This is a genomic window from Lysobacter enzymogenes (assembly GCF_017355525.1).
In the GTDB taxonomy this organism is placed as follows: domain Bacteria; phylum Pseudomonadota; class Gammaproteobacteria; order Xanthomonadales; family Xanthomonadaceae; genus Lysobacter; species Lysobacter enzymogenes_C.
In genome coordinates, this window is the sequence record NZ_CP067395.1 from 83,257 (window position 1) to 96,302 (window position 13,046).

The 13,046-nt window shown below is 71.7% G+C and carries 12 protein-coding genes; 8 read left to right on the plus strand and 4 right to left on the minus strand.

Going from position 1 to position 13,046, the window contains the following annotated elements; translation table 11 throughout:
- Window positions 1-25 precede the first annotated feature (25 nt).
- A complete protein-coding gene (epmB, locus tag JHW38_RS00540) occupies window positions 26-1,057 on the minus strand; it encodes an EF-P beta-lysylation protein EpmB (RefSeq protein WP_207524099.1) in 1,032 nt (343 codons plus the stop codon).
- 248 nt (window positions 1,058-1,305) lie between these two features.
- Here epmB and efp point away from each other — a divergent pair, with 248 nt between their 5' ends.
- The 8 genes from efp to JHW38_RS00580 all read left to right on the plus strand — a co-directional run bounded on the left by efp (window position 1,306) and on the right by JHW38_RS00580 (window position 9,961).
- Window positions 1,306-1,872: an elongation factor P gene (gene efp, locus JHW38_RS00545; protein WP_207524100.1), complete on the plus strand. Its 567-nt coding sequence runs from the start codon at window positions 1,306-1,308 to the stop codon at window positions 1,870-1,872.
- 390 nt (window positions 1,873-2,262) lie between these two features.
- Window positions 2,263-3,603 (plus strand): TRZ/ATZ family hydrolase, encoded by a 1,341-nt coding sequence (locus JHW38_RS00550; protein ID WP_207524101.1) that lies wholly within the window; start codon window positions 2,263-2,265, stop codon window positions 3,601-3,603.
- Between the two features lie 196 nt (window positions 3,604-3,799).
- On the plus strand, window positions 3,800-4,579 hold the full coding sequence (ubiG, locus tag JHW38_RS00555) for a bifunctional 2-polyprenyl-6-hydroxyphenol methylase/3-demethylubiquinol 3-O-methyltransferase UbiG (protein ID WP_207524102.1): 780 nt from the start codon (window positions 3,800-3,802) through the stop codon (window positions 4,577-4,579).
- Window positions 4,576-5,262, plus strand: a complete 687-nt coding sequence (locus JHW38_RS00560) for a phosphoglycolate phosphatase (protein ID WP_207524103.1) — start codon at window positions 4,576-4,578, stop codon at window positions 5,260-5,262. Before ubiG ends, JHW38_RS00560 begins: the two co-directional genes overlap by 4 nt.
- Entirely contained in the window at window positions 5,259-6,011 is a 753-nt protein-coding gene (locus JHW38_RS00565) for a phytoene/squalene synthase family protein (RefSeq protein ID WP_207524104.1), read from the plus strand. The genes JHW38_RS00560 and JHW38_RS00565 overlap by 4 nt, the downstream gene beginning before the upstream one ends.
- An 88-nt stretch (window positions 6,012-6,099) precedes the next feature.
- Complete coding sequence (gene folE2, locus JHW38_RS00570) at window positions 6,100-7,035, plus strand: GTP cyclohydrolase FolE2 (protein ID WP_207524105.1); 936 nt, start codon at window positions 6,100-6,102, stop codon at window positions 7,033-7,035.
- A 326-nt stretch (window positions 7,036-7,361) separates the two neighbouring features.
- Window positions 7,362-9,125 carry a sensor domain-containing diguanylate cyclase gene (locus JHW38_RS00575; protein ID WP_207524106.1) on the plus strand — a complete coding sequence of 588 codons (1,764 nt, stop codon included), beginning with the start codon at window positions 7,362-7,364 and terminating at the stop codon, window positions 9,123-9,125.
- Complete coding sequence (locus JHW38_RS00580; RefSeq protein ID WP_207524107.1) at window positions 9,122-9,961, plus strand: hypothetical protein; 840 nt, start codon at window positions 9,122-9,124, stop codon at window positions 9,959-9,961. Before JHW38_RS00575 ends, JHW38_RS00580 begins: the two co-directional genes overlap by 4 nt.
- A 397-nt stretch (window positions 9,962-10,358) precedes the next feature.
- On the opposite strand, the gene JHW38_RS00585 is transcribed toward JHW38_RS00580, so the two are convergent.
- From JHW38_RS00585 to yidD, 3 genes are read right to left on the minus strand one after another with little or no spacing between them, the layout of a single operon-like run.
- Window positions 10,359-11,264: a M23 family metallopeptidase gene (locus tag JHW38_RS00585; RefSeq protein ID WP_207524108.1), complete on the minus strand. Its 906-nt coding sequence runs from the start codon at window positions 11,262-11,264 to the stop codon at window positions 10,359-10,361.
- Window positions 11,261-12,592, minus strand: a complete 1,332-nt coding sequence (locus JHW38_RS00590) for a dihydroorotase (protein ID WP_207524109.1) — start codon at window positions 12,590-12,592, stop codon at window positions 11,261-11,263. Before JHW38_RS00590 ends, JHW38_RS00585 begins: the two co-directional genes overlap by 4 nt.
- Window positions 12,577-12,849: a membrane protein insertion efficiency factor YidD gene (gene yidD / locus JHW38_RS00595; RefSeq protein ID WP_207524110.1), complete on the minus strand. Its 273-nt coding sequence runs from the start codon at window positions 12,847-12,849 to the stop codon at window positions 12,577-12,579. The genes JHW38_RS00590 and yidD overlap by 16 nt, the downstream gene beginning before the upstream one ends.
- Window positions 12,850-13,046: the final 197 nt, after the last annotated feature.

The window sequence follows — 13,046 nt, forward strand, 5'->3', positions numbered from 1 at the left end:
ATCAAACCCCAACCAGATTACAACCTTACAACGGACGCTTGCCCGGGTCGCCTGCCACTTCGCGCACCAGCTTGGGCACCAGATACCCGGACAGGCGCGCGGCCAGGGCGCGGTGCAGGTCGCGCGCGCGGTCGTCGGCGACTTCAAAATGGGCCGCGCCCTCGACCCGGTCGAGCTGGTGCAGGTAATACGGCAGCACGCCGGCGGCGTAGCTGCGTTCGCTCAGCGCGGCCAGCGCCTCGACGCTGTCGTTGACCCCGCGCAGCAGCACCGCTTGATTGAGCAAGGTCGCGCCGGCCGCGCGCAGGCGCCGCATCGCCGCGTCCACGCCGGCGTCGAATTCGTTGGCATGGTTGGCGTGCAGCACCACCGCGACCGGCCACGGCAGCGCCGCCAACCACTCGGTCAGGGCGGCGTCGACGCGTTCGGGCAGCACCACCGGCAGGCGGGTGTGCACGCGCAGGCGCTTGAGCTGGGGCACGGCCTTGAGCGCGTCGGTGAGTTCGGCCAGCTTCGGCGTGGCCAGCGACCAGGGGTCGCCGCCGGACAGGATCACCTCGTCGATGCCGGGGTCGGCGGCGATCGCAGCGACCGCCTCGCGCCAGCCGGCCGCGGCCGCGGTTTCCTCGGCATACGGAAAGTGACGGCGGAAGCAGTAACGGCAGTTGACCGCGCAGCTGCCGGTGGCGATCAGCAGGGCACGGCCGCGGTACTTGCGGATCACCCCATGGCCGGCCTTGGCCGCGCCGTCGCCGACCGCGTCGAGGCTGAAGCCCGGCATCGGCCGCATTTCCGCGTCCAGCGGCAGGACCTGGCGCAGCAGCGGGTCGGCCGGGTCGCCGGCGCGCATGCGCGCGACGAAGCCGCGCGGCACCCGCAGCGGGAACTGCGCGGCGGCGGCGTCCGACACGCCCAGCGCCTGCGGATCCAGGCCGAGCAGGGCCAGCAGCTCGCGCGGGTCGCGCACCGCGTCGCGCCACAGCGCCTGCCAGCGCGCGGGCGGCGCGGCGGCTTCGGCGGGGGCCGGGTGCGGGAGGGGATGCGCAGCAGGTATCATGCGGGGCTAGCCTTCAGGGTTCCGATCACGGCGCCCGGGTCCCGCAGCGGCGGTTTCGCCGCGGACGGGGCCGGCGCAGCCCGACATTCTAGCCTTCCCCGCGCCGCCAGGCGGCCGCGGGGCCGCGTCCGGTCCCCGGCGCGGCCGGCCGGGGCGGCGCCGACGACGGCGGCTGGACGCGCGCGGCCCCGGGCCGCGGCGTCTGGAACCTCATTCACCGACACAAATCATTTGCAGGGAGTTTCAGCATGGCCACCCTTGGCATGAACGACGTTAAGAACGGTCAGAAGATCCTGGTCAACAACGATCCGTGCATCATCACCGAGACCGAGTACGTCAAGCCGGGCAAGGGCCAGGCGTTCACCCGCGTCAAGTACCGCAGCATCAAGTCCGGCCGCGTGGTCGAAATGACCATGAAGGCGACCGACAGCGTCGAGCAGGCCGACGTGGTCGACACCGACATGCAGTACCTGTACTCCGACGGCGAGTACTGGCATTTCATGAACCAGGAGTCGTTCGAGCAGGTCCAGGCCGACAAGGCCGGCATGGCCGGCGCCGACAAGTGGCTCAAGGGCGAGGAGGAGTGCGTGGTGACGCTGTGGAACGGCACCCCGATCGCGGTCCAGCCGCCGAACTTCGTCGAGCTGAAGATCGTCGAGACCGATCCGGGCGTGCGCGGCGACACCTCGGGCGGCGGCGGCAAGCCGGCGACCCTGGAAACCGGCGCGGTGGTGCGCGTGCCGCTGTTCGTCGGCCAGGAAGAAATCATCAAGGTCGATACCCGTTCGGGCGAGTACGTCAGCCGGGTCAAGTAACGCATCGGCCCGTGGCCGCCTCGGGCGGCCGCGGGTTCGGCGGGACGCCGTCCCGGCGAGGGCTCTCTCGACGGGAGCCGTCCCGACGAAAGCCGTCCCGACGAAAGCCCGGATCGGTTTTGCGCTTGCGGTCGTTTTCGACGCTGTAGCGCCCGGGCAAGAAAAGCGGCGGCACAATGGGTTCCGGCTCGCGCCGGAACCCGCGCAAGACAGGCGCCGCGTTGCGCGCGCGCCGTGCTGCCGCCTTAGCGCGGCCAGCCGCGACACCCCAGGCGTCACCCCAACGCGGCCGGCTGCAGTGGCCGCGTTTTCGCAACACCCGGCCGGCCCGGCCACGGGGCGGCCTTCCTCATCCGGCCAGCGCACCGGCCCAGACAGCGAGCAGCGCCCATGACCTCCGAACTCCAGCCCGTTCCCTGCGACCTGTCCATCGAAGCGGGCTGGGTGGTGCCGGTCGAGCCGCATGCGGTGGTGCTGGAACAGCATGCGGTGATCGTCAGCAAGGGCGTCATCGCCGACGTCCTGCCGATCGCCCAGGCGCGCCAGCGCTACGCGCCGGCGCAGACCGTCAGCCGGCCCGAGTCGGCGCTGATTCCGGGCCTGGTCAACGCCCACACCCACAACCCGATGACCCTGCTGCGCGGCATCGCCGACGACCTGCCGCTGATGGAGTGGCTGCAAGGCCACATCTGGCCGGTCGAGGCGGCGGTGATCGGGCCGCAGTTCGTCGAGGACGGCATCACCCTGGCGATCGCCGAGATGCTGCGCGGCGGCACCACCTGCGCCAACGAAAACTACTTCTTCCCCGACGTGCAGGCCGCGGTCTACAAGCGCCACGGCTTCCGCGCCCGGGTCGGCCTGCCGGTGATCGATTTCCCGACCGCCTGGGCCAAGACCTCCGACGAATACTTCGACCGCGCCGGCGAGGTCCACGACCTGTGGCGCGACGACGCGCTGGTCGCGACCGCGTTCGCGCCGCACGCGCCGTACACGGTCAGCGACGCGAATTTCGAGCGCATCCGCATGCTCGCCGATCAGCTGGATCTGCCGATCCACCTGCATACGCACGAGACCGCGCAGGAAGTCGCCGATTCGATCAAGCAGTACGGGCAGCGCCCGCTGGCGCGCCTGGATCGCCTGGGACTGGTCACCGACCGCCTCATCGCAGTGCACATGACCCAGCTCACCGACGCCGAGATCGAGCTGTGCGCGCAGCGCGGGGTCAGCGTGGTGCATTGCCCCGAATCCAACCTCAAGCTGGCCTCGGGCTTCTGCCCGGCCTGCAAGTTGCAGCACGCCGGGGTCAACCTCGCCATCGGCACCGACGGCTGCGCCAGCAACAACGACCTGGACATGTTCGGCGAGACCCGCACCGCGGCGATCCTGGCCAAGGCCGTGGCCAACGACGCCAAGGCGCTGGACGCCTTCAGCGCGCTGCGTGCGGCGACCCTCGGCGGCGCCAAGGCGCTCGGCTTCGACGCCAAGATCGGTTCGATCGAAGTCGGCAAGCAGGCCGACCTGGCCTGCGTCGACCTCGGCCAGCTGGAAACCCAGCCGCTGCATCACGTGGTCTCGCAGCTGATCTACGCGACCGGCCGCCATCAGGTCAGCGACGTGTGGATCGCCGGCAAGTCCAAGCTGAGCGAACGCGTGCTGGTCGACATGGACACCGCCGCGCTGATCGCGAATGCGCGCCAGTGGCGCGAGCGCATCGCCGCGATCGCGCGCTGAGCGCGATCGCGTTGCGGATCCGGGCGCGCCGCTCCGATCCACGACGGCCCGCACGGCCTGCGACGTTGCGCCGCAGTGCGTTCACGCAGACCGTAGCGGACCTGCTTCACACTAGGCGCGCGGCGCGAAACGCCGACGTCAGGCACGCAGCACACCGGCCGCGCCCACCGCGCGGCGACAGAACGAGCAGGCAGGCATGAGCAGCGCAGCAAGCAACGCACCGCACGACCCCCACGGCGACGCCCCGGCCCCCGGCAGCGACAACTTCAGCCAGGCCGAACTGGACAAGTTCGGCGCCCTGGCCAACCGCTGGTGGGACCCGCAAGGCCCGCAAAAGCCGCTGCACGCGCTCAACCCGGTGCGGCTGGAATACGTCGCCGCACGCGCGCCGCTGCGCGAGGCGCTGGCGCTGGACGTCGGCTGCGGCGGCGGCCTGCTGAGCGAGGCGCTGGCCGCGTCCGGCGCCCAGGTCACCGCGATCGATCTGGCCCCGGAGCTCATCAAGGTCGCCAAGCTGCACCGCCTGGAGACCGGCGTCAGCGTCGATTACCGGCTGCAGTCGGTGGAGTCGCTGGCGCAGGAAATGCCGGCGCGCTTCGACGTGGTCACCTGCATGGAAATGCTCGAACACGTGCCCGACCCGGGCGCGATCGTGCGCGCCTGCGCCGGCCTGCTCAAGCCCGGCGGGCGGCTGTTCCTGTCGACCTTGAACCGCACCCCGGCCGCGTTCGCGCTGGCCATCGTCGGCGCCGAGTACGTCGCCCGCCTGTTGCCCAAGGGCACGCATCAGTACCGCGATTTCATCAAGCCCTCGGAACTGGCGGCGTGGCTGCGCGAAGCGGGCCTGCAGCTGGAAGACGTCAGCGGCCTGATGTACGAGCCCTGGCGCAACGGCGCGCGCCTCGTCCCGCGCGCCGACGTGAATTACCTGGCCTGCGCCTGCAAGCCGGCCGACGCGCAGGACGCGTCGGCGTGAGCGCGGCGCCGACGCCGGCCTTCCCCAAGGCGGCGCTGTTCGACCTCGACGGCACCTTGCTCGACAGCGCGCCGGACATGTTGGCCACCGCCAACGCCATGCGCGCCGCGCGCGGGCGCGAGCCGATGCCGCTGGAAGCGCTGCGCCCGCACGTGTCCAAGGGCGCGCGGGCGATGCTCGGCGCGGCCTTCGCCGACGTCGACGCCGGCGAGCGCGAGGCCTGGGTGCCCGAATTCCTCGACATCTACGAACGCGAACTGGGCCTGCACGGCGCGCCGTTCCCCGGCGTGGAAGCGATGCTGGCGGCGCTGGAAGCGGCCGGCACGCCGTGGGGCATCGTCACCAACAAGCCCGAATACCTGGCGCGCAAGCTGATGCCGCTGCTGGGCTGGGAGGCGCGCTGCGCGGTGCTGATCGGCGGCGACACCCTGGCCGCGCGCAAGCCCGATCCGCTGCCGCTGACGGTGGCCGCGCAACGCATCGGCGTGGACCCCGGCGGCTGCGCCTACGTCGGCGACGACGAGCGCGACATCCTCGCCGCGCGCGCCGCCGGCATGCCGTCGGTGGTCGCGCTGTGGGGCTATCGGCTGGAACTGGACGACCCGATCGCCTGGCAGGGCGATGTGCTGGTCGACGACCCGATCGCGCTGGCCGCGGCGGACGCATGGCCGGCGACGCGATGAGCGCGCCGACCGCCGCCGCCGAAGGCGCCACCCCGGAGCAGGCGCTGCAGGATTTCGCCGGCAAATGGCGCGCGCGCTGGCCGGAGTGGTCGGTGGCCGAAGTGTTCGTGCCGCGCGCCCAGCGCGGCGCGGCGGTGGCCTGGGCGGCGTTGCAGCAGGAGCTGACCGACGCCGCCTGGGGCGGCAGCGACGCGCTGCCCGGCGAGGCCAAGCTCGGTTGGTGGATGGAAGAACTCAAGGGCTGGCGCGAGGGCCGGCGCCGGCACCCGCTGGGGCTGGCCCTGCAACGCCAGGACGCGCCGTGGCTGGCGCTGGCCGCGGCCCTGCCGGGCCTGCGCGACAGCCGCGAGCGCCCCGGCGACCGCACCGAGGCCTTCGACGGCCTGCTGCCGCTGGCCCAGGCCTGCGCGGCGATCGACGCGGCCCTGTTCGACCCGATCCCCGGGCAACTGCCCGAGGCGGCGGTGCCGGCGATCCAGTCCTCGCTGCTGGAAACCCGGCTGCTGCTGCAGGGCGACCCGGCGGTGCCGCTGAGCGTGGTCGCGCGCGCGATGGCGCGGCCGGGCGAGGGCGCGGCGGCGGAATGGAGCCGCGAACTGCTGGCGCAATGGCCCGAGCGCTTCGGCGCGACCGTGCCGCGGCGGCTGTGGACCGCGCTGGCGCATACCCGCCTGCAGCGCGGCGACGCGGCCCGGCCGCTGTCGCCGTGGACCGCGCTGCTGGCGGCCTGGCGCGGCGCCCGCAACTGACCGTTGCAGGCCGGGGCCGGGGCGGCGCGGCCGGCCCCGGTAGAATGGCGGCGTTGCGTTCCCCCTGCGCGCCCCCACTTTCAGCGTTGTGAATACTCCTTTCGTACCCTCCCGTTCGAGCCTGCCCGATGTCGCCTTCGACGCCGCCGCCGCGGCGCGTCCGCTGGACTGGGTCGGCATGTCCCACATCGCCTTGCCGCTGCGCATCGCCGGCGCCGACGGCGGCGCGATCCAGGTCGCGGCCTCGGTCGACGTCGCGGTCAACCTGCGCGACGCCAACGCGCGCGGCATCCACATGTCGCGCATGTACCTGCATCTGCAGAACGCTTTCGCCAGCGAGACGGTCACTCCGGCCGGCCTGCGCCGAGTGTTGCAGAGCCTGATCGACGGCCAGGGCGGCATTTCCAGCGCCGCGCGGCTGGTGCTGCGTTACGAACAACTGCTGCTGCGGCCGGCCCTGGCCAGCGCCAACGCCGGCTGGAAGCGCTATCCGGTCGAGATCGACGCGCGCCTGATCGACGGCCACTTACAGTTGGGCCTGCGTTTCGCGGTCGAATACTCCAGCACGTGCCCGGCCTCGGCGGCGCTGTCGCGCCAGCTCAACGCCGAGCGCTTCGCCGCCGATTTCGCCGCCGCGCATCCCTTGTCGACCGCCGTGGTCAGCGATTGGCTGGCGTCCGAACGCGGCCTGGCCGCGACCCCGCACGCCCAGCGCAGCCGCGCCGACGTGCGCGTGGACCTGCGCCCGGCCTTCGACGAACTGCCGCTGGTGGCTTTGATCGACGCGCTGGAAACCGCGCTGGCCACGCCGGTGCAGACCGCGGTCAAGCGCGAGGACGAACAGGCCTTCGCCCGCCTCAACGCCGAGAACCTGATGTTCTGCGAGGACGCCGCGCGCCGCGTCGCCGCCGCGTTGTCGGCCGATCCGCGGATCGAAAGGTTCGACGCCGAAGTCGCGCATTTCGAAAGCCTGCACGCGCACGACGCGGTCGCCCGGGTCACGGGGCAGGGCGCGCGCGAGTAAGCCGCGGCCGCCGTGTTCGGGCGGCGTCTGAACGATGAAGCCGCGCCGGTCCGTTCGGGCCGGCGCGCCGCTGCGCGCACGCAGAGTTCGCGGCCCGCGCGCAGCGCCGCGAGCCCGCGCGCGCCAGCGAAACTGTCGTTTTTGCCGGCGGCGCCGATGCGCCGCGGCGGTGTAGGATCGGCGCCAGAAGGGCCGCACCGGCGCGGCAATGCATGGAGGCGTGTGCGACAGCACAATTTCAAGGTGGAAACCGTGATGGCCCCCTGCACCGGGTACCGGGGCCCTTCGGCTATGCTCGGCATAGCAGACTGGTGACCGGAAGGGGCATGGGGACACCCTTGGGTGGAAGCTGGCGCGGCTGGTTGGCCGTGCTCGCGTTGTGGGCGGTGGCGACGATCGCGTCGGCGCAGTCCCTGGTCCTGCCTTCCGCAGCCTTGGCCGCCGCGCCGCAGGCGCAGCGCGACCCGTACGACCCCACCGGTTTCCGCGCGCCTTCGCTGAGCCTGTCGCGGCTGGTGCAGGGCGATCCGGTGCCGGCGCGGGTGCTGTCCGGCGAATTCGACAGCCGCTTCGAGGCCGTGTCCGGGCAACAGGTGTGGGCGCCCAAGGGCCAGCCGGCGTGGTGGCGGGTGGTCGTCAACCAGGACGTCGAGGCAGGAATCGCGCCGCAGCTGACCATCGACCGGCCTTCGCGCCGCGAGATCGAGCTGTGGCGGCCCGGCGACGACCTGCCGCTGCGCCGCGCCATCTACGGCCCGGACATCGACCTCAACCATTCCACCCGCATGATCGTGTTCCCGCTGCCCAAGGGGCTGCACAAGGGCGACACGCTGTACCTGCGCATGCTCGCCGCCGACTTGATGCAGTCGCGGGTCGAGATCGAACCGCTGGCGATGGTCCAGCGCGAGGACATGATGCACGTCGGCCTGCGCAGCGTGGTGCTGACCGCGATGGGCGTGGTCGCGGTGCTGGCGTTCGGGTTCTGGATCGGCTTGCGCGAGCGCGGCTATGCCTATCTCGGGCTGACCCTGATCCTGCAGATCCTGACCCTGACCTCCGACGGCGGCGAGATGCGGGTGGTGCCGTGGCTCAACGAGATCGCCCCCGACGCGCGCACCAACATCGTACTCAACACCGCCGCGGTGTTGGCCAGCATCCGCTTTTTGATCTTCTTCCTCGGCCTGCGCGCGACCCAGCCGCGGATCTCGCGCCTGCTCGACTGGTGCAGCTATTCGCTCGGCGGCCTGATCGTGGTGACGCTGTTCCGCACCTGGAAGTACAGCGCGCTGTTCGGCAACCTCAACCTGCTCGCGGTGGTCGCGCTGATCCTGTACGCGACCGTGGTGGCGGTGTGGCGGCGCCAGCGCGAAGCCTATTTCCTGTTGCTGGCGTGGTTGCCGCTGATGGGATTGCTGGTGGTGCTGGTCGGCGCCAACCACCAGTGGTGGCCGGAATTCGATTGGCTCGAATACACCTTCCCGGTCGGCCTGGCGTTCGGCGGGCTGGGCCTGCTGCTCGGCCTGACCTCCAAGCTGCAACAGCTGCGCCGCGACCGCGACACCGCCAACCGCCTGGCCACCTACGACAGCCTGACCGGGGCGATGACCCGCGCGGCGATCTCGCAGAGCCTGCGCAGCGCGGTGGAAAGCGCGCACCGCTCGCGCCGGCCGCTGTCGGTGGTGTTCTTCGACATCGATCATTTCAAGCGCATCAACGACGAGCACGGCCACCGCGTCGGCGACGAGACCCTGCGCATCGTCGCCCTGCGCACGCGCAACCGCTTGCGCGCCTACGACCTGTTCGGCCGCTACGGCGGCGACGAGGTGCTGGTGGTGCTGGCCGACACCGCGCTGCGCGACGCGGTGCGGGTCGCCGAGCATCTGCGCGAATCGGTCAGCGGCAGCCCGCTGTCGATCGACGGCCGCCTGTTGCCGGTCAGCCTGAGCCTGGGCGTGGCCGAACTGGTGCCCGACGAGACGCCGGAGCAGTTGCTCGAACGCGCCGACGCGGCGCTGTACGCGAGCAAGTCGGCCGGCCGCGACCGGGTCACCGCGCACGGCGCCGAAGCCGCGCGCGAGGTGGTGTCGTGACCCCCGACGGCGGCGCGGCGCCGGCGCGATTGCGCACCGGCGACGTGCTGCTGCTGCGCCACCGCGGCCCGCTGGCGGCGTTGACCGCGTGGTTCGGCGAAAGCCGCTTCGATCACGCCGCCGTGGTCGGCCGCGCCGGCTATCTGATCGAAACCGGTTCGGGCGGGGTGATCGAACGCCCGCTGGCCGAATGCCTGGCCGACGAGCGACTGCTCGAAGCGCAGGCGCGGCGGCCGCTGGTCGCGGAGCGCCCGTTGCAGGACCCCGACCGCATCGCCGTGCTCGCGCATGCCTTGTCGCTGCGCCGCCCTGCGTTTTCCGGCGATCCGCTGGCCGCGCTCGGCCGCGCCGCGGCGCTGCGCGACCGCGAACTGCCCGACTCGGCGCCGCTGCGCGCGGCGTTGCGCGAAGCGCTGCTGCACACCGCCGCCGACAGCGCCGGCGCGATGAGCGCGAGCGAATTCGTCTACCGCTGCTTCGCCGAAAACCCCGCGCAACCGCGCGGCCGGCTGGCCCCGAGCCTGCCCGCCGCGCCGCCGCCGACGCTGGCGTTTCCCGAGCTGGATTGGGACTCGCTGTGGCCGCAGATCGGCGCGTGGCTGCGTCCCTCGCGGCGCGAAGCGTTGGGGCTCGCGGACGGCGACGCGCTGGCCGCCGGCCTGCACGCCGACGCCGAAGAACTCGAACAAGCGCTGACCCAAGCGCGCCAGCGCCGCGGCCTGATGGAACGCGGCAACGCCTTGCTCGCGCTCGCGGGCCCGCGCCTGCCGAACCCGAAGTGCGTGCGCATGCGCGAGCTGGAACTGTCGCCCTCGCTGCAAGCGCTGGAAATGTAGGGGCGGCGCAAACCGCGACCGCGCCAACGCAACGACGACGAACGCCGCCGGCAGCCGGTCCACCGGCCGCGCGCGTTCGCAGTAGCGGCGCGACCGGTTGCTCTGCAGTCGCGGCTCGCGCCGCTCCTACAGGAAGATCGCAAGCCCCAACCGCCCCCTGTAGGAGCGGCGCAAGCCGCGACCGCGAAAACGCAACGACGACGAAGGCCGCCGGCAGCCGGTCCACCGGCCGCGCGCGTTCGCAGTAGCGGCGCGGCCGGTTGCCCCGCAGTCGCGGCTCGCGCCGCTCCTACAGGAAGATCGCAAGCCTCGACCGCCCCCTGTAGGAGCGGCGCAAGCCGCGACCGCGAAAACGCAGCCGCGACGAACGCGCCCGCAGCCCGTCGGATCGCAGGCCTTACGGCGCCGCCTTACCCGCCGCCTGCGCCCGCTCCAACACCAGCAGCGGATCGATCCGCACGTCGAACCAGTTCATGCCCCAATGCAGATGCGGCCCGGTCGCGCGGCCGGTCGCGCCGACCGCGCCGATCGTCTGTCCCTGGGCGATGCGGTCGCCGACTTTGACGTCGATGCGCGAGAGGTGCAGGAAATTCGAGCTGATGCCGTGGCCGTGATCGAGCAGCACGGTGCCGCCGGTCAGGTACAGGTCCGGCGCGGCGAACGTGATCACGCCGGCGGCCGGCGCTTTGACCGCGGTGCCGGTCGGCGCGGCGATGTCCATGCCCGAATGGCCCGAGCCCTTCTGCCCGTTGTAGACGCGCTGGTTGCCGAAGCGGCCGCTGATGCGGCCCTGCACCGGCCACTGGAACGGCTGGGCGAAGTCGGGGCGTTCGTCGTCGCGCGCGCGCGCCGCGACCACCTGGGCCTGCTCGCGCTCGATCCGCGCGGCGATCTCCGGCGGCGGATTGACGGTCTTCGGCGGCACGCCGCTGATGTATTCGGTGGGGAAATCGCGCGCCGTCACGGCGATGCCGGCACGCTGCGGCGCGCCACCGGGCGGCTGCACTTCCACATTGAGGGTGCCGCTGGCGTCGCGGCCGACGCCGAACACCACGCTGCCGTAAGCGGTGACCCGCAACTGCCGACCGCCGTAGCGCACCACGCTGCCGGGCGGGACCTTGCCGATGACCATCGAGCCCTGCGGCACCGACGCGGGAAACACCAACCGCGCATCGGTCGCCGCTGCCGCCGCCGGTGCGGCGGCGTTGTCGGGAATGCTGCCTTGCGCCACGACCTGCGCCGACGCCGCCGGCGCCAGCGCGGCCGCGCAGATCAGCGCGGCCGCGCGCGTGGCCAGACTCATCGCGCGAACGCCAGACGCTGCCCGTTCGGCGCGCCGACCAGCGACACGCCGTCCCAGGCGAGCTGGCCGTTGACCCAGGTCGAGGCGATCCGGCTGCGGAAGGTGCGGCCCTCGAACGGCGACCAGCCGCACTTGGACAGCACGTCCTCGCGCGCGACCGTGTAAGGCGCGTCGTCGATCAGCACCAGGTCGGCGAAATAGCCTTCGCGCAGGAAGCCGCGCAGGTCCACATCGAACAGCTTGGCCGGCGCATGGGCGAACTTGTCGACCACCTGCGCGGTGCTCAGGCGGCCTTCGTGGACCAGTTCCAGCGCGGCGTTGAGCGCGAACTGCACCAGCGGCAAACCGCTCGGCGCCGAGGTGTACGGCCGCGCCTTTTCTTCCAGGGTGTGCGGCGCGTGGTCGGTGGCGAGCACGTCGATCACGTCGTTGGCGACCGCGCGGATCAGCGCCTCGCGGTCGGCCGGGTCCTTGATCGCCGGATTGCACTTGATCAGATGGCCGAGCTTCTCGTAATCGCTGCGATCGAAGCGCAGGAAATGGATGCAGGTCTCGGCGGTGATGCGCTTGCCTTCGATCGGGCCGGGCTGGAACAGCGCCAGTTCGTCGGCGGTGCTGATGTGCAGCACGTGCAGGCGGGTGTTGTGCTTGCGCGCCAGCGAGATCGCCAGCTCGGTCGACTTCTTGCACGCCTCGCGCGAGCGGATGTCGGGATGGAACTGGGCCGGAATGTCGTCGCCGTACTTGGCCTTGTAGCGCGCCAGCTCGGCGTCGATCATCGGCGTGTCTTCGCAGTGGGTGATGATCGGCGTCGGCACGTCGCGGAAGATCGCGTCGAGGGTGACCGGATCGTCGACCAGCATGTTGCCGGTCGATGCGCCCATGAACACCTTGACGCCCGGCGCCGTGCGCGGGTCCAACTGCTGGATCGCGGCGAGGTTGTCGTTGCTCGCGCCCAGGTAGAAGCCGAAGTTGCCCCAGGCGCGGCCGGTCGCGCGGCGGTACTTGTCTTCCAGCGCGGCCGCGTCGAGCGTCGGCGGGCTGGTGTTGGGCATGTCCATGAACGTGGTCAGCCCGCCGGCCACCGCGGCGGCCGATTCGGTCGCCATGTCGGCCTTGTATTCCATGCCGGGTTCGCGGAAGTGCACCTGGTCGTCGATCATGCCCGGCAGCAGGCGGCGGCCGCGCGCGTCGATCACGGTCTCGCCGGCGCGCGCCGACAGGCCGGCGCCGATTTCGGCGATGCGGTCGCCGTCGATGCGCAGGTCGCCGTCGTACTCGCGTCCTTCGTTGACCAGGCGGGCGTTGACGATCAGGGTCGATGGCATGAGCAATGTCCGGAAGGGTCGGGGGAGGCGGCGGCGTCTTCGGTGCCGGGCACCGGGTCGTAGCCGCCGGGATGCAGCGGATGGCAGCGCGCCAACCGCTTGAGTGTGAGCCAGCCGCCCTTGAGCGCGCCGTAATGCGCGATCGCCGTCATCGAATACGACGAACAGCTCGGGTGGAAGCGGCAACGTTGGCCGAGCAAGGGGCTGATCCAACGTTTGTAGCCGCGCAGCAGGATGAGGAGCAGACGGGCGATCACGTTTCCTTAATGCCGGCAGCGGTAGTGACGGTGCGGGGGAAGCTTGCGGCGAAAGCCCCGCGCTGGGGCGTATTTTACGCTTCCGGCGGGCGTGTCGCGGGACGCGTGCGGTGCGGTTGCCGCGGGTGCCCCGGCAGGGTATAACAGCGCGCTTTCCCCAAAACAAGGCAAGTGCAAGACGAAGGTCCGCCGCGGCG

What these genes read in the sequence shown, in the direction of transcription:
- JHW38_RS00550 (WP_207524101.1), top strand. Translation starts at nt 2,263, where the DNA reads ATGACCTCCGAACTCCAGCCCGTTCCCTGCGACCTGTCCATCGAAGCG.
- JHW38_RS00575 (WP_207524106.1), top strand. Translation starts at nt 7,362, where the DNA reads ATGGGGACACCCTTGGGTGGAAGCTGGCGCGGCTGGTTGGCCGTGCTC.
- JHW38_RS00585 (WP_207524108.1), bottom strand. Translation starts at nt 11,264, where the DNA reads ATGAGTCTGGCCACGCGCGCGGCCGCGCTGATCTGCGCGGCCGCGCTG.
- epmB (WP_207524099.1), bottom strand. Translation starts at nt 1,057, where the DNA reads ATGATACCTGCTGCGCATCCCCTCCCGCACCCGGCCCCCGCCGAAGCC.
- JHW38_RS00590 (WP_207524109.1), bottom strand. Translation starts at nt 12,592, where the DNA reads ATGCCATCGACCCTGATCGTCAACGCCCGCCTGGTCAACGAAGGACGC.
- ubiG (WP_207524102.1), top strand. Translation starts at nt 3,800, where the DNA reads ATGAGCAGCGCAGCAAGCAACGCACCGCACGACCCCCACGGCGACGCC.
- JHW38_RS00565 (WP_207524104.1), top strand. Translation starts at nt 5,259, where the DNA reads ATGAGCGCGCCGACCGCCGCCGCCGAAGGCGCCACCCCGGAGCAGGCG.
- efp (WP_207524100.1), top strand. Translation starts at nt 1,306, where the DNA reads ATGGCCACCCTTGGCATGAACGACGTTAAGAACGGTCAGAAGATCCTG.